Annotated in this window: 16 protein-coding genes and 1 pseudogene; 6 read left to right on the top strand and 11 right to left on the bottom strand. The window is 71.0% G+C overall.

The features are described from left to right. Positions 1 to 2: 2 nt before the first annotated feature. Both ACIRQP_RS28850 and glgX read right to left on the bottom strand, forming a co-directional pair. A complete protein-coding gene (locus ACIRQP_RS28850) occupies positions 3 to 845 on the bottom strand; it encodes a GNAT family N-acetyltransferase (protein WP_403894640.1) in 843 nt (280 codons plus the stop codon). Positions 846 to 944: 99 nt separating this feature from the next. Then, complete coding sequence (gene glgX, locus ACIRQP_RS28845) at positions 945 to 3065, bottom strand: glycogen debranching protein GlgX (protein WP_403894637.1); 2121 nt, start codon at positions 3063 to 3065, stop codon at positions 945 to 947. 563 nt (positions 3066 to 3628) lie between these two features. Here glgX and ACIRQP_RS28840 point away from each other — a divergent pair. Beyond that, entirely contained in the window at positions 3629 to 4861 is a 1233-nt protein-coding gene (locus tag ACIRQP_RS28840; protein WP_403894634.1) for an SAV2148 family HEPN domain-containing protein, read from the top strand. A gap of 124 nt (positions 4862 to 4985) precedes the next feature. After that, positions 4986 to 5705 (top strand): 3'-5' exonuclease, encoded by a 720-nt coding sequence (locus ACIRQP_RS28835; protein WP_403894631.1) that lies wholly within the window; start codon positions 4986 to 4988, stop codon positions 5703 to 5705. A gap of 157 nt (positions 5706 to 5862) precedes the next feature. On the opposite strand, the gene ACIRQP_RS28830 is transcribed toward ACIRQP_RS28835, so the two are convergent. Further along, a complete protein-coding gene (locus ACIRQP_RS28830; protein WP_403894628.1) occupies positions 5863 to 6735 on the bottom strand; it encodes a phosphotransferase enzyme family protein in 873 nt (290 codons plus the stop codon). Between the two features lie 124 nt (positions 6736 to 6859). Between ACIRQP_RS28830 and mgt the strand changes: the two genes are divergently transcribed. The 4 genes from mgt (at position 6860) to ACIRQP_RS28810 (ending at position 10846) form a co-directional block, all read left to right on the top strand. Beyond that, positions 6860 to 8071, top strand: a complete 1212-nt coding sequence (gene mgt / locus ACIRQP_RS28825; RefSeq protein WP_403894626.1) for a macrolide-inactivating glycosyltransferase — start codon at positions 6860 to 6862, stop codon at positions 8069 to 8071. A 481-nt stretch (positions 8072 to 8552) separates the two neighbouring features. Continuing rightward, complete coding sequence (locus ACIRQP_RS28820) at positions 8553 to 9761, top strand: S8 family peptidase (protein ID WP_403894623.1); 1209 nt, start codon at positions 8553 to 8555, stop codon at positions 9759 to 9761. 178 nt (positions 9762 to 9939) lie between these two features. After that, positions 9940 to 10488 (top strand): DUF1697 domain-containing protein, encoded by a 549-nt coding sequence (locus ACIRQP_RS28815; protein ID WP_403894620.1) that lies wholly within the window; start codon positions 9940 to 9942, stop codon positions 10486 to 10488. Then, entirely contained in the window at positions 10481 to 10846 is a 366-nt protein-coding gene (locus tag ACIRQP_RS28810) for a DUF4440 domain-containing protein (RefSeq protein WP_403894618.1), read from the top strand. The genes ACIRQP_RS28815 and ACIRQP_RS28810 overlap by 8 nt, the downstream gene beginning before the upstream one ends. On the opposite strand, the pseudogene ACIRQP_RS28805 reads toward ACIRQP_RS28810, so the two are convergent. From ACIRQP_RS28805 to ACIRQP_RS28770, 8 genes and pseudogenes are all read right to left on the bottom strand, one after another. Continuing rightward, positions 10781 to 11666 (bottom strand): annotated as a pseudogene (locus ACIRQP_RS28805) (ABC transporter ATP-binding protein). The gene ACIRQP_RS28810 and the pseudogene ACIRQP_RS28805 overlap by 66 nt on opposite strands. A gap of 22 nt (positions 11667 to 11688) precedes the next feature. Next, positions 11689 to 12666 (bottom strand): aldo/keto reductase, encoded by a 978-nt coding sequence (locus ACIRQP_RS28800; RefSeq protein ID WP_403894616.1) that lies wholly within the window; start codon positions 12664 to 12666, stop codon positions 11689 to 11691. Positions 12667 to 12714: 48 nt separating this feature from the next. Beyond that, complete coding sequence (locus tag ACIRQP_RS28795; RefSeq protein WP_403894614.1) at positions 12715 to 12981, bottom strand: DUF1876 domain-containing protein; 267 nt, start codon at positions 12979 to 12981, stop codon at positions 12715 to 12717. Between the two features lie 128 nt (positions 12982 to 13109). After that, the gene (locus ACIRQP_RS28790) at positions 13110 to 13919 is read right to left on the bottom strand and encodes a sirohydrochlorin chelatase (protein WP_403894611.1); all 810 of its coding nucleotides are present in this window, start codon (positions 13917 to 13919) and stop codon (positions 13110 to 13112) included. A gap of 58 nt (positions 13920 to 13977) precedes the next feature. Beyond that, on the bottom strand, positions 13978 to 14934 hold the full coding sequence (locus ACIRQP_RS28785) for an ABC transporter permease (RefSeq protein WP_403894608.1): 957 nt from the start codon (positions 14932 to 14934) through the stop codon (positions 13978 to 13980). Continuing rightward, positions 14921 to 15712, bottom strand: a complete 792-nt coding sequence (locus tag ACIRQP_RS28780) for an ABC transporter ATP-binding protein (RefSeq protein WP_129768885.1) — start codon at positions 15710 to 15712, stop codon at positions 14921 to 14923. The genes ACIRQP_RS28785 and ACIRQP_RS28780 overlap by 14 nt, the downstream gene beginning before the upstream one ends. 62 nt (positions 15713 to 15774) lie before the next feature. Next, complete coding sequence (locus ACIRQP_RS28775; protein WP_403894605.1) at positions 15775 to 16884, bottom strand: aliphatic sulfonate ABC transporter substrate-binding protein; 1110 nt, start codon at positions 16882 to 16884, stop codon at positions 15775 to 15777. A gap of 254 nt (positions 16885 to 17138) precedes the next feature. Beyond that, positions 17139 to 18509 (bottom strand): sulfate adenylyltransferase subunit 1, encoded by a 1371-nt coding sequence (locus tag ACIRQP_RS28770; protein WP_403894602.1) that lies wholly within the window; start codon positions 18507 to 18509, stop codon positions 17139 to 17141.

Genomic DNA, 18509 nt, shown 5'->3' with positions numbered 1-18509 from the left:
GGTCACCCGAGGGCGCCGGTCGAGCCGGGTGAGCCAGGTGAGTCCGGTGAGCCCGGTACCCGCGGCCGGTACAGGAACGGCGTGGTCGTGCTGAGCACCCTGAACCCGAGGCGCTCAAGGATCGGGCGGCTCAGGTCCGTCGCGTCGACATGGAGCCGGCGGTAGCCGCGCTCGGCGGCGATCCGGGCCCGATGGGCGACCAGGGCGCGGTAGAGACCGCGGCCGCGCCATCCCCGTACCGTCCCGCCGCCCCACAGCCCGGCGAAGTCCGCGCCCGGGGGCAGCTCCATCCGGGCCGCGCTCACCGGCGTGTCGCCCGCCATGGCGACGACCGCCACGACGGTCTCCGGGGCGGAGGCGAGCTGCGCCGACACTCGCTCCCGCAGCCCCGTGCGGTCCGTCCCGAACGCCCGCTCGTGGACCTCCGCCAGCAGCTCCACGCCCGCCGCGTCGGTCACGGTGAGCAGTCGTACGCCGTTGGGCAGGGCGGGCTCGTCGGGCGTGCCCCCGGTCTCCCGGACCATCAGCGCCTCGGTGGGCCCGGGGATGAACCCGGCCGCGCGGAGCAGACCGGTGAGGCCGGCGGGCCGGTCATGGGCGTACAGCTTCCACTCGAACTCACGCCCGAGCGAGGTGAAGTACACGATCTGCGCGGCGATCGCCCCGGCGGCCGTGTCCTCGGTCAGGTCCGACCAGAGGACACCGTGCCAGTCGTGCGCAGCGCCCGTCTGGCGGACGATCTCTCCCACCCGCTCGACCCGGGCGCCGGGGCCGTCGGGCCGCGCGTCCCGCCGCATCAGCCGGTCGAAGGCGGCCAGGGTCTGTCCGGCAGCATCGTGATCCATCCGGCCACTGGAACATCGCGGGGGCGGCGCGGCAACCGGGTTTCCCGTACGCGCCGCCCTCGGTACGGACCGAGCCGGGCCCCATCCGGAGAACGGGCCCTACGCCGGCCGCATCAGCACCGTCATGCTGCGGCCGATCATCGGGATCCGCTCACCCCCGTCGACCTTCTCGCCCTGCCCCGGAGCCACTCCCTCCGGCCGGGCCGTGTCCACCATGATCTGCCACTGCTCGCCGTGGTTCACCGGCACCACGAACTCCAGCTTCTCGGCGCTCGCGTTGAACATCAGCAGGAACGAGTCGTCCGCGATCCGCTCACCGCGCGGCCCCGGCTCGGAGATCGCGCCACCGTTCAGAAAGACCGTCATGGCCTTGGCGTGCGCGGCCTGCCAGTCCTGCTGGGTCATCTCCTCGCCCTCCGGCGTGAACCACGAGATGTCCGAGAGATCGTCGTGCGTGCCCTCCACCGGACGCCCGTGGAAGAAGCGCCGGCGCCGGAACACCGGATGGTCGCGCCGCAGCCACACCATCGCCCGGGTGAACTCCAGCATGGTGGTGTCGGTCTCCGCGCCCTTCTCCGGCCAGCGGACCCAGGAGACCTCGTTGTCCTGGCAGTACGCGTTGTTGTTGCCGCCCTGCGTACGGGCGAACTCGTCGCCGTGGCTGAGCATCGGGACGCCCTGCGAGAGCATCAGCGTCGCGATGAAGTTCCGCATCTGGCGGTTGCGCAGCTCCAGGATCTCCGGGTCGTCGGTGTCGCCCTCCGCCCCGCAGTTCCAGGACCGGTTGTGGCTCTCGCCGTCCCGGTTGGACTCTCCGTTGGCCTCGTTGTGCTTCTCGTTGTACGAGACGAGATCGTGCAGCGTGAAGCCGTCGTGACAGGTGGTGAAGTTGATGGAGGCCAGCGGCCGGCGTCCGTCGTCCTGGTAGAGATCGGACGAGCCGGTCAGCCGGGACGCGAACTCCGCCAGTGTCCTGGGCTCACCCCGCCACAGGTCCCGTACGGTGTCGCGGTACTTGCCGTTCCACTCCGTCCACAGCGGCGGGAAGTTCCCCACCTGGTAGCCGCCCTCGCCCACGTCCCACGGCTCGGCGATCAGCTTCACCTGACTGACCACCGGGTCCTGCTGGACGAGGTCGAAGAACGACGACAGCCGGTCCACCTCGTGGAACTGACGGGCCAGCGTCGCCGCGAGGTCGAAGCGGAAGCCGTCGACATGCATCTCGGTCACCCAGTACCGCAGCGAGTCCATGATCAGCTGGAGTACGTGCGGGCTGCGCATCAGCAGGGAGTTACCGGTCCCCGTGGTGTCCGTGTAGTAGCGGGGATTGTCGGCGAGCCGGTAGTACTGCGCGTTGTCGAGACCCCGGAAGGAGAGCGTCGGGCCGAGGTGGTTGCCCTCCGCCGTGTGGTTGTAGACGACATCGAGGATGACCTCGATCCCGGCGCGGTGGAGCGCCCGTACGGCCTGTTTGAACTCCAGGACCTGTTCGCCCCGGTCGCCCCAGGACGCGTACGCGTTGTGCGGGGCGAAGAAGCCGATGGTGTTGTAGCCCCAGTAATTGCCGAGGCCGGCGTCGACCAGTCGGTGGTCGTTGACGAACTGGTGGACCGGCATCAGCTCCAGCGCGGTCACGCCCAGCTCCGTCAGATGCTCGATCACCGCCGGATGGGCGAGTCCGGCGTAGGTGCCGCGCAGCTCCTCGGGCAGCTCCGGATGGAGCATGGTCAGGCCCTTCACATGGGCCTCGTAGAGCACCGTGCGGTGATAGTCCGTACGGGGCAGCCGGTCGTCGCCCCAGTCGAAGTAGGGGTTGACGACGACGGAGGACATCGTGTGGGGGGCCGAGTCCATGTCATTGCGCGAGTCCGGCTTGCCGAAGTGGTAGCCGTACACCGACTCACCCCAGTCGATACTGCCGCTGATCGCACGCGCGTACGGATCGAGAAGCAGCTTGGCGGAGTTGCAGCGGTGTCCACGCTCCGGCTCATAGGGGCCATGGACCCGGAAGCCGTAGCGCTGACCGGGCATGACACCCGGCAGATAGGCATGCCGTACGAAGGCGTCCGTCTCGCGCAGCTCCACCGCCGTTTCTGAACCGTCGTCGTGCAGCAGGCACAACTCGATTCGGTTGGCGGCCTCTGAGTAGACCGCGAAGTTGGTACCGGCGCCGTCGTACGTGGCGCCGAGGGGATACGTCTGTCCCGGCCAGACCTGCATAGATAAGACTCTTCCATTTCTGATCCGGGTGCTGCGGGGCTCTTGAGAGGCCGCACGCATGGGTGGGGCGGCGTCGCGTGCCGATGGGCGGCGCCCGGCGGCGTTGTCGTCGACGCTCCGCGTCGCCTTCCTCCTCCGCCTTGCCGGGCTTGCCCCTCGCCCCGCTCCTTCCTCCGCCCCACCTGTGTGCGCGGCCTCTGAGCCAGATCTTCCCCGAAAGAAGGGCAACCACCTAGGAACCCGATGGGTTCTTGCCCCTTCTTGCCGGTTCTCGGCCCGGGCGGCGAGAGGGGCGCGGCCCGGCGTCAACCTCGTGTGACGGGCCGTCGCCGGGATCGCCGCGACGGCCCCGGCTGTCCCGCGCGTCACCTGGTGTCCCGGTGGACCCGGGGACGGACCAGGTCCAATCACTATGAATCACCTCACTCCGGCTGATCTCGGCGCCGGGAACCGGCCTCATGAATAAGGGAGTTGGGAAAGGACCCTGTGCATCCTGCTGCACTGCCTCCGGGATGCGGAGTACCCTTCCTTGATCGTTGAAGGGGAGAGAAGGCGGTGCGCGGGTGAGCTCGGGAGGGCTGGAGTTGCCCCCTGGTGACGCAGGTCATGCGGGGGAATCCGGCGACATCCCGCCCGGAGCGGTCTCCCTCGCACGACCGATGGAGATCGGGGCGGAGCTGGAGTGGGGCGCGGACGCGTGGAGTGAAGTGCGTACGCGCGCACAGCGGGCCGGGCGCGCCTATATCTGGCTGAATCTCGTGGAACAGCGGCTGCGCGCGGTGGTCGCCGCGGTCCTGCGGCCCATCTACGAGCCCGTGCACGGCGAGGAGTGGGTGGTCGCCGCCGCCGGACCCGCCGGACAGGAATGGGTGCAGCGCGCCGTCGCCGTACGGGAGGTGTCGCGGCGCAAGGGGTATCTGCTCGACCCGGCCGACGACAACGTCCTGAGCTTTCTCACCCTCCCGCAACTGCGCGAGCTGATGGTCCAGCACTGGCCCTGCTTCGAGCCTTACTTCGACGACCGCCGGGACGTGGAGCTGGCGCTGGACGAGCTGGAGGTCGCGCGCAACGTCGTCTCCCGCAACCGCGCGCTCTCCGAGACGGTCCTCGCCCAGGCGGAGCGGGCCTCGGCCAGACTCCTGGAGATCCTGGGCGGCGGCAGCGGGGTGCCCTCGGCGGCGCGGCTCGGGGTCGACGCGGTGGAGGATCTGGTCGGCGACCGGTACGCGGACGTGGTCTCCGTACACCCCGACCGGGTGAGGCTGCAACGCCAGATCCCCGCCGAGGATCTCTTCGGCGGCGCCCGGCGTGTCGACGCCATCGGGATCGGTCTGAACCTGCTCGTACAGAACTTCTCGGGACGGCGGCTGATCCGGCTCGCCGAGTCGGGCTGCCGGATACGGCTGGTCTTCCTCAACCCGGCGAGCAGCGCGGTCAAACGCAGGGAGCGCGAGCTGGGGCTCAAGAAGGGCGAGCTGAGCCGGTCGGTGGAGATGAACATCCTTCATATGCGCCGGGTGCGCTCGAAACTGCGCGATCCGGGCGCCTTCGAGATCCATGTCTTCGACGAGACCCCGCGCTTCACCGCGTATCTCGTCGACGGGGACGGCCCCGACGGGCTGGCCGTCGTCCAGTCCTATCTGCGCAGGGCCCGGGGCATGGAGGCGCCGGTACTGGTGCTGCGGGGCGGCGGGCGTGAGGTGGTGCGCACGGGGCAGGACTCCGAGCACGGCCTCTTCCAGACCTACCGCGAGGAGTTCGAGTCGGTCTGGACCGACTCCCGGCCGGTCTCCTGAACCGACTGCCGGGGTCGGCTGCCGGAGCCGGGAGCCGGAGCCCGTGCCAGGGCACTGTCAGTGGTGCGTGGCAGGGTGAAGGTCCAACGGGGGAAGCACCACCGCACCATGAGGGAGGGCCACGATGACTTGGCATGGGGAATCACTGGTCGGTTTCGATCTGGAGACCACCGGCACGGAGCCGCTGGAGGCGCGGATCGTGACGGCCGCGGTGGTCGAGGTGCGGGGCGACGAGGTGATACGGCAGCGGACCTGGCTGGCCGACCCGGGCATCCGGATCCCCGCCCAGGCGTCCGCCGTGCACGGCATCAGCAGTGAACGGGCCGCCGCGGAAGGGCGTCCGGCGCCCGAGGTGGCCGCGGAGATCGCGGGGGTCCTCGGTGAGTACTGGACGCGCGGGGTGCCCGTCGTGGCGTACAACGCGCCGTTCGATCTGACGCTGCTCTCCGCCGAGTTGCGCCGGTACGGGCTGCCGCCGCTGGAGCCGGTCGGGCCGGTGATCGATCCCTATACGATCGACCGTGCCGTCGACCGCTACCGCCGCGGCAAGCGCACGCTGGAGGCGGTCTGCGCGGAGTACGGCGTCGTGCTGGACGCCGCGCACGAAGCGGGCGCGGACGCGCTGGCGGCGGTCCGGGTGGCCATGGCGATAGCGGAGCGGCATGCCCCGGTGGCCGGGCTGACCCCGGCTCTGCTGCATGAGCGTCAGATCGGCTGGTACGCCGAGTGGGCGGCCGACTTCCAGAAGTTCCTGCGGAAGAAGGGCAACGCGGACGCGGTGATCGACGGCGTCTGGCCGCTGCGCGAGCCGGCGGCCGAGCCCTCGGCGCGGGCCACGCCCTGACGGCGCCGCCGGGGCGGAGTGCGGCGAAGACCTGGGCGAGGGCGCGATCGGGATCCGCCCTGTGGTGGAGCGACGCGGACGCCTTCGGGGGCCACGACGGCCCGGCGGAGATCGGGCCCTGTCTTGGGGAAGTCCGGGGCGGGCCCGGCGGGGCCGGTCAGAAGGGGTACCAGCGGACCTCGGGATCGTCGTCGCGCAGCGAGGCGACCCGGCGCCGGAACTCGTCGAGGGCCTTGGGGTTGGCCGGGGCGTGCTGCGCCACCCAGGCGCAGCTGGCCGTCTCGCGGGCGCCGCGCAGGACCGGGCAGCCGGCCCATTCGCGTACGTCCCAGCCGTAGACGGCCGTGAAGGTGTCGTACGCCTCGGCGGACAGACCGTACCGGTCGCGGGAGAGCGCCATGACCACCAGATCGTGTTCCCTGAGGTCCGAGGAGAAGGTCTCCAGATCGACCAGGACGGGGCCGTCCGGGCCGACATGGACATTGCGCGGCAGCGCGTCGCCGTGGATCGGGCCCATCGGCAGCCGGGGGACGAGCGTGGCGGCGGCCTCGGCGAAGCCGTCGCGGCGCGCGCGCAGATAGCCGGCGTCGGCCGGGTCGATCGCGTCCCCGGCGATCCGCAGCCAGCGCTCGACGCCCCCGAGCAACTCCCGGCGGGGGAGCGTGAACAGCGACGAGTCCGGGGCGGGCAGCGCGTGCACCAACCGCAGCAGGGATGCCAGATCGCCGGGCCCGGCGGGCCGTACGGCGGCCGGCAGCCGGTGCCAGAGCGTCACCGGATGACCGTCCACCGTCCGCGCCTCCGGCTCGGCCGCCCGCACGGCCGGAATCCCGCACTCCGCGAGCCAGGACGCGAGAGCGACCTCGCGCCGCGCCCGCTCCAGCAGTTCGGTGTGGGCCGTCGCGTCCCGGCCGACCTTGACGACCAGCCCGGCCGTTCCGAATACCGCGTTCTCGCCCAGGGCCAGCAGCTCCGCGTCGCGCGGCAGCCCCGTCGCGGCCAGGATCTCCCGCGCCCGCGCCTCGTCCATCGATGACTCTCTTTTGCTTCCGGTGGTCGCACTCGTCGGCAAAGTCTCGCATTCGCGAACGCGGGCAGGTCCCTGGGGCTCTATTGAGTTGTACGAGACGTCTCGTCTCGTTTACGGTCGGCTCATGACCGCATCGAAGCGTGCCCATATCGCCATGTTCTCCATCGCCGCCCACGGGCATGTGAACCCGAGCCTGGAGGTCATCCGGGAACTGGTCGCCCGTGGGCACCGTGTCAGTTACGCGATCCCCGCCTCCTTCGCCGTGAAGGTCGCGGCCACCGGCGCGGAACCGGTGATCTACACCTCCGTACTGCCCGGCCCCGACGACGACCCCGAAGCCTGGGGCACGGAGCTGATCGACAATCTGGAGCCGTTCCTCGACGACGCCGTCCAGGCGCTGCCGCAGCTGGCCGAGGCGTTCGAGGGCGACCGCCCCGATCTGGTCCTCGGTGACACCACGTCCTATCCGGCGCCCGTGCTCGCGCACCGCTGGGGTGTTCCGTACTTCCAGTTCTCGACGCACATGGTCGCCTGGGAGGGGTACGAGAAGGACGTCGCCGAGCCGATGCTCGCGGAGCTCGACGCCTCCGAACGCGGCAGGGCGTACCGCGCGAGGTTCCAGGAGTGGCTGGACGAGCACCACATGGACCACACCGACCCGGACCGGCTGGTGGCCAGGCCCGCCCGTTCTCTCGTACTGATCCCCAGAGCGCTCCAGTACAACGCCGGGTCCGTGGACGAGTCCGTGTTCACCTTCGTCGGTGCCTGTCAGGGGGACCGCGCCGACCAGGGGGAGTGGGAGCGGCCCGCCGGGGCGGAGCGGGTGCTGCTGGTCTCGCTCGGTTCGGCCTTCACCAAGCAGCCCGCCTTCTACCGGGCGTGCGTCGAGGCCTTCGGGGATCTGCCGGGCTGGCATGTCGTCCTGCAGATCGGCGCGTACGTCGACGAGGCGGAGTTGGGCGACGTGCCGGCCAATGTGGAGGTGCACCGCTGGGTGCCGCAGCTCGCCATTCTCCAGCAGGCCGACGCGTTCATCACCCACGCGGGCGCCGGCGGCAGCCAGGAGGGTCTGGCGACGGGCACGCCGATGGTCGCGGTTCCGCAGGCCGTCGACCAGTTCGGCAACGCCGACACGCTGGTCGCGCTGGGCGTGGCCCGCCGTCTCGACACGGAAGCGGCCACCCCCGAGGCCCTGCGCGCGGCGGTCCTCGCCGTGGCCTCGGACCCCGAAGTGGCCAGGCGGCTGGGGGAGGTCGGGCGCGGGATGGCGCGGGAGGGTGGAACGCGACGGGCGGCGGACCTTATCGAGGAGGCCCTGCCCGCGGACGCGGTCTGAACAGCGAGTGCGTCTGAACAGCGGGTGCGGCGTGAGCGGCGTGAGCGGCGGGTGCGGCGGGTGCGGCGGGTGCGGCAGGTGCGGCGTGAGCGGCGGGCGCTCACCGAACGGCGCGCGTGCGGTCCGAACGGTGCGTGCTGAGCGAACGGCTGTGACGGCCGCCCGGGTTGGGCATGGACGGGTTCAAGCCGTGTCGTCCCGTGCGCCGGTGGTCCGGGAGGGGGGTTCTCTCCTCCCGGGGGCGTGCGGACATCTCGCGTAAACGGGATCGAAGTCCCCTGCGTCTCCGGGGGGTTGGCGGCCATGACCGATGTGTTCCGGACTGGCCGATTTCTTATGACAGAAATGTGTTTACTGCGTCACGGCCTCTTGAAGCTCTTGATATGAGCGCGTCAATCGGCCAGGGTTTCGCATCAGTCCGTCGGAGATCTTCCGTCCGGCGGCGATCCCCCCACAGACAGTGACGAGGAGTTCCCTCTTCATGCCAATACAGAAGCGCGCGAGCAGGATCAAGCTCACCGCCGCCCTCACCGCCGTGGCCGCCGCGGCCGGAATCACCGCGCTCACCTCCCCCACAGCGGGCGCGGCTCCGGCACAGGGAGTGGTGTACGGCGCCGACGCCAAGGACGCGGTCGCCGGCAGCTACATCGTGCTGCTGGACCAGAAGACCGCCAGGAAGACCGACAAGAAGGAGCTGGCGAAGGAGTACGGAGGCCGGCTGAAGCGCAACTACAGCACGGCCGTCAACGGCTTCTCCGCCAGTGGGCTCACCGCGACGGAGGCCAAGCGCCTCGCGGCCGACCCGGCCGTCGACAAGGTCGTCCAGAACAGGACGTTCACCGTCAGCGCCACCCAGGACAACCCGCCGTCCTGGGGGCTCGACCGGATCGACCAGACCGCGACCGCCGGTGACAGCGCCTACACCTACCCGGACAGCGCCGGCGAGGGCGTGACCGCGTATGTGCTCGACACCGGAGTCCGGATCAGCCACCAGGACTTCGAGGGCCGCGCCAGCTACGGATACGACGCCATCGACGGTGACGACAACGCCGACGACGGCTACGGCCACGGCACGCATGTGGCCGGCACGATCGCGGGCGCCGCGCACGGCGTCGCCAAGAAGGCGAAGATCGTCTCCGTCCGGGTGCTCGACAACAACGGCTCGGGCACCACCGAGCAGGTCGTCGCCGGGATCGACTGGGTCGCCGCCAACCACCAGGGCCCGTCCGTCGCCAATATGAGCCTCGGCGGCGGCGCCGACCCCGCCCTCGACGAGGCCGTCCGCAACGCCATCGCCTCCGGTGTCACCTTCGGCGTCGCGGCCGGAAACGACTCCAGCGACGCGAGCACCACCTCGCCCGCACGGGTCGAGGAGGCCATCACGGTCGCCTCGTCCACCGAGGCCGACGGCCAGTCGAGCTTCTCCAACTACGGCTCGCTGGTGGACCTCTACGCGCCGGGCTCCGCCATCACCTCGGACTGGAACGACAGCGACACCGGCGTCAACACCATCTCCGGCACCTCGATGGCGACGCCTCATGTGGTCGGCGCCGCCGCGCTCTATCTCGCCGGTCACCCGGACGCCACCCCGGACCAGGTCGCCACGGCCCTGACCGACGGCGCCATCCCGGACGCCATCACCGACGCGTCCGCGGGCACCCCGAACAAGCTGCTCAAGATCGTCGAGTAGCCCCGGCACGTACGGCAGGCTCAGCACATCCGGCAGGCTCAGCACATCCGGCGGCCGTCGCGCTCTCCCCCACGGAGTGCGGCGGCCGCCGCGCCGCGTGTGCCCGTCGCCGCGTGTGCCCGCCGCGACCCGCTCGCGCCGGGAGCCACGCGCGCGGCTGCCGTCCTATCGTGTGCTCATGACCACGACGTACGCCGCCCTCCTGCGAGGGATCAATGTGAGCGGCCACAGACGGGTCCCGATGGCCGACCTCCGTGAGTTGCTCGCGGAGCTGGGCCACGGCGATGTCCGTACCTATCTCCAGAGCGGCAACGCCGTCTTCACCAGCGCGTCGGACGACGAGAGCGCCCTCGGCGTCGCTCTGGAGCGCGCCATCGAACAGCGCTTCGGGTTCACCGTCGACTGCCTGGTGCGCGGCGCCCCGTATCTGCGGGCCGTCACCGAGGCCTGCCCCTTCCCGGCGCACACGCTGGAGGGCAAGCAGCTCCATCTCACCTACTTCTCCGAGCAGGTGGGCCCCGAGCGGCTCGCGTCACTCGATCCGGCCGCGTACCTCCCCGAGGAATTCCGGCTGGGCGACCGCGCGCTGTATCTCTACGCGCCGGACGGCCTCGGCCGCTCCAAGCTCGCCGGAGTCCTGGCCAGGCCGGCCCTGTTCAAGGGCGTCACCGCCACCAGCCGCAACTGGAACACCGTACTCAAACTGGTGGAGCTCACCCGTGACTGACCGAACCTCCGCGATCTCCGCCGCCATCCGGGCCGAACTGCGGCTGCTCGACCGGGCGGTACGGTCCTCGCCGGCCCTGCTCGCGGAGTTGCTCCACCCGGACTTCAGGGAGTTCGGCGCCTCCGGCCGGGAGTGGGACCGCGCCTCGGTCATCGCGATGCTCACGGAGCAGGGCGGCGCCTCGGCGCCCTCGCCGATCACCACCTCCAAGATGCGGGGCGTGCGGCTCGCTCCCGATGTGGTGCAGCTGACCTACGACAGCGAATCCAACGGCCGCCGGGCACACCGCAGTTCACTGTGGCGGCTGACCGATGACGGCTGGCTGCTCTTCTTCCACCAGGGCACGCTGTTCGACTAGATCCGGTCCCTGGACCCTTTTCTGTCCACGCGGCTCGGCGCGCGCCGTCCACCGGCCGTCCGTACGGGAGATCCGCACCGGATGGTCGAAGCAGGTGCTGACCCGGTCCGTGGTGAGCACGTCATCCGCGAGCCCCGCCCCCACACACCGCCCCGCGCGCAGCAGCATCGCATGGGTGGTGGAGGCGGGCAGCTCCTCCAGATGGTGGGTGACCAGCACCGTCGCCAGCTCGGGATGTTCCTGCCGTAGCGCGTCCAGACTGCTCAGCAGCTGCTCGCGCGCGGCGAGATCGAGACCGGTGGCCGGCTCGTCGAGCAGCAGGAGCCGCGGCCGGGGCATCAGCGCGCGGGCGATGAGCGTACGGCCCCGCTCGCCCTGCGAGAGCGTCGGCCAGCGGGCCTCGCCCTTGCCGTCCATCCCCAGCATGGCCAGCAGTTCGCCCGCGCGCTCGCGCTCGCGGGGGGGTGGGGGACCAGCGGGGTACCGGCTCGACCGAGTTCGTCAGCCCGGTCAGTACGACATCACGCACCCGCAGCGGCGAACGCAGCGGATGGCGAGGGTTGACATGGCCGAGCCGGGCGCGCAGCCGGCGCAGATCGACCCGGCCGAGGGACTCTCCGAGGATCTCGACCGTGCCGCGGGTGGGGTGCGTGACCGCGCCCACCATCCCCAGCAGGGTGCTCTTCCCGGCGCCGTTGGCACCGAGCAGTGCCCAGTGTTCTCCACCGCGTACGGTCAGTGACACCGAGTCCAGCAGCAGCTTTCCGTCGCGGACGACATCGACGCCTTCCGCGCGTACCACGGTGGCCGCGGTGATCATGCGCATGTGCTCCTGGGTTCCGTCAGTCGGTGCCGGGTGTGCCGGGTGTGCCGGGTGTGCCGGGTGTGCCGGGTGTGCCGGGTGTGCCGGGTGTGCCGGGTGTGCCGGGTGTGCCGGGTGTGCCCGGCGGGACACGCGTGGCAGGTGTGTTGAGCGCCGTGAGCGTTTCGAGCCTGCTCATGTCCTCGGCGGACAGCCGGACCTCCGCGGCGGCCAGATTCTCGTCCAGATGGGCGGGCGAGCCGGTGCCGGGGGTGGGGCACAGGACGGGGGAGCGGTGCAGCAGCCAGGCCAGGGCGATCTGCCCTCCGGTCGCTCCATGGCGGGCCGCGACGGAGCCGAGCGCCGTCGCCGCGTCACCGGTCAACGCGCCATTGGCCAGCGGGAACCACGGCAGAAACGCGAGACCATGGGCCTCGCACAGACTCAACACCGCGGCCGAGGTCCGGTCGAGGAGATGAAAACGGTTCTGCACCGAGGCGATCCCGGTCAGGGAGAGCGCCCGCTCCAGCTGGTCGGCGGTGATGGTGTCCAGACCGATATTCCGGATCTTACCTTCCCGCCGCAGCTCATCCAGAGCCCCCAGCTGCTCGGCGAGCGGTACGCCGGGGTCCAGCCGGTGCAGCTGGTACAGGTCGATCGTGTCCGTACGCAGCCGGCGCAGGCTCGCCTCGCACATCTCCCGCAGCCGTCCGGGGCGGCCGTCTATGTGCCAGGCACGGTCGCTGGTACGGACCACTCCGCCCTTGGTCGCGATCACCAGACCGGCCGGATACGGATACAGCGCCTCGGCGACCAGCTCCTCCGCGAGACCGGGTCCGTAATTGTCCGCCGTGTCGATGAGCGTCACCCCGCGCTCGACGGCCCGCCGCAGCACGGCGACTGCGTCGGCCCGCTCACCGCGCGGTCCCCAGTAGCCGGGCCCGGTCAGCTGAGCCGTACCGAACCCCAGCCGGCCCACGGGGAGGGTCCCGCCGAGCGGGAAGTCGTTCTGAATCATCCCCGGACGGTACCGAAGGACCCGGCCGGGGAGGGCTGCCGGGCCTCGTCACCTCCGGGAGGACTCGGCGGGGCCCGCGAGGTCGACGATGTCGTCGGAGGCGACGTCGTGCAGGCGGATGGCAAGATCCTCCAGCGCGCGGCTGGCGGCGAGTTCGTCACCTATCTCGGGTACGGTCCGGTCGATCGGATTGCGCCGGGCCATGCCTCTGCCCGCGATGCGTGAGGTGTCCCGGGTGGTCAGGACGGCATCGGCCTTGGTCTCGTCACCGTCTTCCGTGATGTGGATCCGGACGGTCCATTCCTTGGATTCCATGGCTACCACCTTCCGCTCTTCCGAGTCTCCGCACGGATGAGCGCGATGAATAGGGCCGAACGGTACCGGCAGGCGCTCTCGCGCGGACGCACGGCGTACCGCGGGCCGCGGGCCGCGGGCATGTCTCGCTACGCGGGGCGCGCCAGGGCCCTGAGGCGTGCCGGCGCCGTGAGGTGTTCCGGGGCCGTGAGGCGGTCCCGGGCCGATGCCCTCTCGTCGTACCTGCGCAGCAGCAGCCGCGCCAGCTCGGGGGCGGCGCCCAGCACCCCGGCCAGCACCTCCGCGCCGCCCTCCCGGGCACCGGCCGCGATGCGGTCCGGCAGGAAGCCGGGGGCGATGACGTACGGGGCCACGGCGACCCGCCGTACGCCCTCGGCGCGCAGCGCGCGCACCGCGTCCTCGGTGCGGGGCAGCGATGCGGAGGCGAACGCAGGCCGCACGGCGCACCAACCGGTGTGCCGCCACTCCCGCGCGATTTCAGCGATCACTGCGATCGCCTCCGGGTCGGAGGAGCCCGCCGAGGCCAGCACGACCCCGGTCGAGCCCTTGTCGGCGGGGGTGAGCCCCGCCTCGTACAGCCGCCGCTCCAGCGCGTCGGTCAGCAGCGGCGAGGGGCCGAGCACCTCGGCCTGCCCGATCCGCAGCAGCGGGTGGCGCGCCGACGCCTCGCGCAGCACCGCCGGGATGTCGGACTTGGCGTGGAAGGCGCGCGTCAGCAGCAGGGGCAGCGCGATCACGTTCCGTACGTCCTCCAGCGCCAGCCGGTCCAGCAGCTGGGGGACGGACGGGGCGTTGAAGTCCAGGAAGCCGGTCTCCACGCGCAGTCCGGGCCGCTGCGACCGCAGCCGCCCGGCGAGGGCGTGCACGGTCGCGGCATGCCGGGGGTCGCGGCTGCCGTGGGCGACGATCAGCAGGACAGGAGGCTCCGGGTGGTCCATGGGACGCCTGGAGCACGTGTGGAGCGTGGGGTGCCCGGAGTACGTGTGGTGCATGGGTTCAGCTCTTCACCAGGAGACCGCGGCCGCGCAGCACGCGCCGCTCCAGCGGACTGAAGATCAGCAGGTCGATGGCGATACCGACGATCAGGATCAGGAAGATGGCGAGGAACACCATCGGCATACTGCCGACCGTACGGCCGTTCTCCAGCAGCTGCCCGAGACCCACACCGAGATCGGGCGAGGACGCGATGATCTCCGCGGCCATCAGGGAGCGCCAGGAGAACGCCCAGCCTTGCTTCAGCCCGGCCAGATAGCCGGGCAGCGCGGCCGGCATGACGATGTGCCAGGTACCACGCAGCCCGGTGGCGCCGAGCGTACGCCCGGCCCGCAGGAAGAGCGGCGGCACCTGATCGACGCCGGAGACCAGGCCGTTGGCGATCGAGGGGACCGCGCCGAGCAGGATGACCGCGTACATCATCGAGTCGTTGAGCCCCAGCCAGATCACGGCCGGCGGCACCCAGGCCACCGAGGGCAGCGACTGGAGTCCGGAGAGGATCGGGCCGATGGCCGCGCGGATGAACTTCACCCGGGCGACCAGCAGCCCGAGCGGCGTGCCGATCACCAGCGCCAACAGGAAGCCCAGCAGACCGCGCGACACGCTGGTCCAGATATAGCCGAGCAGTGTGCCCTGCGCCCAGGCGTCGGACACCTCGCCCCACACCGCGCCGGGCGAGGGGAGCTTGTAGTCGTCGGTGACCTCGGCCCAGACGAGGATCTGCCACACCACCAGCACCAGCGCGATGGCGACGACCGGCGGCAGCACCTTCTGGACGAGCGTCTGGCGCAGCGGCGTACGCCCGGTCCGCACGGTCTCCAGCGCGTCGAGTCCGGCCTCCAGGCCGGCCATGTCGCCGTGCGACGGGGCGTTCCCCGGCGCCGTGTTTCCCGGCGTCGCGTCCCGTGGCGACGTGCCCTCCGGCGACGTGTCCTTCCGCGTCGTCTCAGTGCTGGCCATGGCGGCGGATCTCCCCACGCAGTTCTTCGGTGATCTCGACCGACAGCTCCGCGACGGCGCTGTCCTCGATACGGCGCGGCTGCGGGATGTCCACACGCCACTCACGGGCCACCCGGCCGGGGCGCGACGACAGCAGGACGACGCGCTCGGCGAGCCGTACCGCCTCGCGCACGTTGTGTGTGACGAAGAGGACCGACAGACCCGTCTCGCGCCAGATACGGGTCAGTTCGTCGTGCAGGACGTCCCGGGTGATCGCGTCGAGCGCCGCGAACGGCTCGTCCATCAGCAGGAGCCGGCTGTCCTGGGCGAGCGCGCGCGCCAGCGCGACCCGCTGCCGCATCCCGCCGGACAGCTCGTGCACCCGCTTGCCGTACGAGCCCTCCAGCCGTACGAGACCGAGCAGCCGCTCCGCCTCGCCGCGCCGCTCCTGCTTGGGCACGCCGCGCAGCCGCAGCGCCAGTTCGATGTTCTTGCCCGCGGTCAGCCACGGGAACAGCGCGTGCTCCTGGAACATCAGGGCGGGCCGGCCGCCCGGGGTCTCGATGGACCCGGCGGACGGCCGGTCGAGCCCGGCGACCAGATTGAGCAGGGTCGACTTGCCGCATCCCGACGCTCCCAGGAGGGTGACGAACTCGCCCGGTGCGACATCGAGGGTGATGTCGTCCAGGACGAGCTGCTGCCCGGCCGGTGTCACGAAGGACTTCGAGACATGCGCGATACGGGCGGCGTGGTCCACCGCCGGGGTGCTCTCGGCGGCCTTGGCGAACGTTGTGGCCATGGTCGTCACCTCCTGGGAACGGGTGGATACGGTCCGGGTCCTGGTGGGTCCTGGCTTACGGCTTACTCGGCGCCGAGTCCGGCGTCGGCCACCTCGGGCCGACCGGCGGCCTTGAGCACCTTGTTGAGGGGCCCCAGGTCGTAAATGCCGTTCAGGTCCGGCTTCTTGAGCAGTCCTGCCTTGACCGCGTGATCGGCCTGCGCCTGGAGCGTCGTGGCCAGCGGGTCGTCGGTGATCTGGATCGACTGCCACGCCGGGTCGAGGACCTCGGGCGGCAGCGCCTTGCCGGAGAGCGTCTTGAGCGCCTGGTTGGCGGACGCCTTCGCCTTGTCCTCGTTGGCGTTGATCCACTCGTTGGTCTTCACCGAGCCGCGCAGCACGGCCTCGACCACGTCCGGGTGCTCGCCGAGGAACTCCTGCGACACGATGATGTTCGTGATCACGAACTTCTTGTCCGGCCACAGGTCCGACTCGTCGAGCAGTACCTTGGCGCCCTCCGCGACCAGCTTGGACGCGGTCGGCTCCGGCACCCACGCGCCGTCGATGGAACCGGACTTGTAGGCGTCCGGGGTGATCTTGTTGTCCGTACGGACGACGGAGACATCGCCCTTGCCGGACTGGGCGTCGACCTTCCAGCCCTTCTCGGAGATCCAGTTGAGGAACGCCACGTCCTGCGTGTTGCCCAGCTGCGGGGTGGCGATCTTCTTGCCCTTGACGTCGTCCAGGGTCTTGATCTTCGCCGGGTCGACGACGAGCTTGACCCCGCCCGAGGCGGAGCCGCCGATGACGCGCAGGCTCTTGCCGCCGGTCTGGGTGTAGCCGTTGATGGCCGGCGAGGGGCCGATGAAGCCGATGTCGATGCTGCCCGCGTTGAGGGCCTCGATCTCGGAGGGGCCCGCGTTGAAGGTCGAGGGCGCCACCTTCGTACCGCCCAGCTCCTTCTGGAAGAGCCCCTCCTCGATGCCGACCAGGGCGGTCGCGTGGGTGAGGTTCGGGAAGTACCCGATCTTCACCGTGTCGGCGGAGAGCGCCTTGCCCTCGGCGGCCGGGGCGGCGTTGTCGCTCTTGTCCGCCTCGGAGCCGTAGCCGCAGGAGGTGAGCGCGACGGCGAGCAGCGGCAGCACGGCCACGAGGGTGAGTCCGCGGCGGGCGGTGATGCGGGAGACAGGCACGGGAGGGGTTCCTCTCGTTGGCCCGGTGCTCACGCCCTTCTTACGGAGTCGGGGGCGCGGCCGGGAGATCGGCAGGTCTTCGGCGGAACGGGTCGTGCGGGTGAGGCGGGCGGGGGGTGCGGGCGCGCATGCGGTGCGCGTACGTCATCGCGCACATCGCGCCACCCCGCCCGTTCCCGCGCCGAGGGCGCCGCTGCCGACCCGGCCGCCCTCCTTCGCGAACGTCGCGTAGACGTCGTGCACCGCCGGCGTCATCAGAAGTCCCAGCTCTCGTTGTCGGCGGCCGGGGCCGTGTCGGGCGCGGTGGCCGCGAAGGCGTCGCCCGCCATACCGGCGCTCAGCGTCGTTCCGTCGGCGGGGTCGATCAGCAGGAAGGAGCCGGTGTGCCGGGAGTCGGCGTAGCTGTCGAGCGCGAGCGGCTCGGCGGTACGGACCCTCACCCGCCCGATGTCATTGGCGACGAGTTGTCCGGGGGCCGGATGCTGGGAGAGATCGTCCAGCGTCAGCCGGGACGGGATGTCCTTGACGATCGCCTTGACCGTACGGGTGGTGTGCTTCAGCAGCACCCGCTGGCCCACGGTCAGCGGCTGGTCGGCGACATGGCAGACGGTCGCCTCGACGTCCTGGGTCGTGGCGGGCAGCTGTGCGGTGGGCGCGATCAGATCGCCGCGCGAGACGTCGATGTCGTCGGCGAGCCGGACCGTCACGGACTGCGGAGCCCAGGCGAGATCCACGGTGGTGCCCGCGCCCACGCCGACGCCCAGCGCGTCGATGCCCTCGATCGTGCTCGTACGGCCCGAGGGCAGGACGGTCACCGGGTCGCCGACGCGCAGCACCCCGGAGGCGATCTGGCCCGCGTAGCCGCGGTAGTCGGGGTGCTCGGCGCTCTGCGGGCGGATCACGTACTGCACCGGGAAGCGTGCCGGGCACCCGGCCAGGTCATGGCTGACCGGGACGGTCTCCAGGTACTCCAGTACGGTCGGGCCGCCGTACCAGTCCATGTGCGCGGACGGCTCCACGACATTGTCACCGGCGAGCGCGGAGATCGGGATCGCGGTGATCTCCGGGACGCCGAGGGAGGCGGCGTACGCGGTGAACTCCTCGGCGATCGCGGCGAACACGGGCTCCGCGTACCCGACGAGGTCCATCTTGTTGACGGCCAGGACCACATGCGGGACCCGCAGCAGGGCGGCCACCGCGGCATGGCGGCGGGTCTGCTCGACCACACCGTTACGGGCGTCCACGAGCACCACGGCCAGCTCGGCGGTGGAGGCTCCGGTCACCATGTTCCGGGTGTACTGCACATGCCCGGGGGTGTCGGCGAGGATGAACCGCCGCCGGGGCGTGGCGAAGTAGCGGTAGGCGACATCGATCGTGATGCCCTGCTCGCGCTCGGCCCGCAGCCCGTCCGTGAGCAGCGCCAGGTCGGGTGCCTCCTGGCCGCGGCGGCGGGAGGCGTGCTCGACGGCCTCCAGCTGGTCGGTCAGCACCGACTTGGAGTCGTGCAGCAGCCGGCCGACGAGCGTGGACTTGCCGTCGTCGACGGAGCCCGCGGTGGCGAACCGCAGCAGGGTGGTGGCCGACAGCCGCTCCGCGAACTGATCCGTGGCACTGTTGCTCGTCAT

The organism is Streptomyces sp. NPDC102274 (genome assembly GCF_044766385.1).
GTDB lineage: Bacteria > Actinomycetota > Actinomycetes > Streptomycetales > Streptomycetaceae > Streptomyces.
This window is presented reverse-complemented; position numbering and strand designations above follow the sequence as displayed.

Excerpts from the sequence above, each read along its gene's own strand:
- ACIRQP_RS28790 (WP_403894611.1), bottom strand. The coding sequence starts at position 13,919 with ATGGACCACCCGGAGCCTCCTGTCCTGCTGATCGTCGCCCACGGCAGC.
- mgt (WP_403894626.1), top strand. The coding sequence starts at position 6,860 with ATGACCGCATCGAAGCGTGCCCATATCGCCATGTTCTCCATCGCCGCC.
- ACIRQP_RS28800 (WP_403894616.1), bottom strand. The coding sequence starts at position 12,666 with ATGATTCAGAACGACTTCCCGCTCGGCGGGACCCTCCCCGTGGGCCGG.
- ACIRQP_RS28830 (WP_403894628.1), bottom strand. The coding sequence starts at position 6,735 with ATGGACGAGGCGCGGGCGCGGGAGATCCTGGCCGCGACGGGGCTGCCG.
- glgX (WP_403894637.1), bottom strand. The coding sequence starts at position 3,065 with ATGCAGGTCTGGCCGGGACAGACGTATCCCCTCGGCGCCACGTACGAC.
- ACIRQP_RS28820 (WP_403894623.1), top strand. The coding sequence starts at position 8,553 with ATGCCAATACAGAAGCGCGCGAGCAGGATCAAGCTCACCGCCGCCCTC.
- ACIRQP_RS28795 (WP_403894614.1), bottom strand. The coding sequence starts at position 12,981 with ATGGAATCCAAGGAATGGACCGTCCGGATCCACATCACGGAAGACGGT.
- ACIRQP_RS28850 (WP_403894640.1), bottom strand. The coding sequence starts at position 845 with ATGGATCACGATGCTGCCGGACAGACCCTGGCCGCCTTCGACCGGCTG.
- ACIRQP_RS28780 (WP_129768885.1), bottom strand. The coding sequence starts at position 15,712 with ATGGCCACAACGTTCGCCAAGGCCGCCGAGAGCACCCCGGCGGTGGAC.
- ACIRQP_RS28815 (WP_403894620.1), top strand. The coding sequence starts at position 9,940 with ATGACCACGACGTACGCCGCCCTCCTGCGAGGGATCAATGTGAGCGGC.
- ACIRQP_RS28785 (WP_403894608.1), bottom strand. The coding sequence starts at position 14,934 with ATGGCCAGCACTGAGACGACGCGGAAGGACACGTCGCCGGAGGGCACG.
- ACIRQP_RS28835 (WP_403894631.1), top strand. The coding sequence starts at position 4,986 with ATGACTTGGCATGGGGAATCACTGGTCGGTTTCGATCTGGAGACCACC.
- ACIRQP_RS28770 (WP_403894602.1), bottom strand. The coding sequence starts at position 18,509 with ATGACGAGCAACAGTGCCACGGATCAGTTCGCGGAGCGGCTGTCGGCC.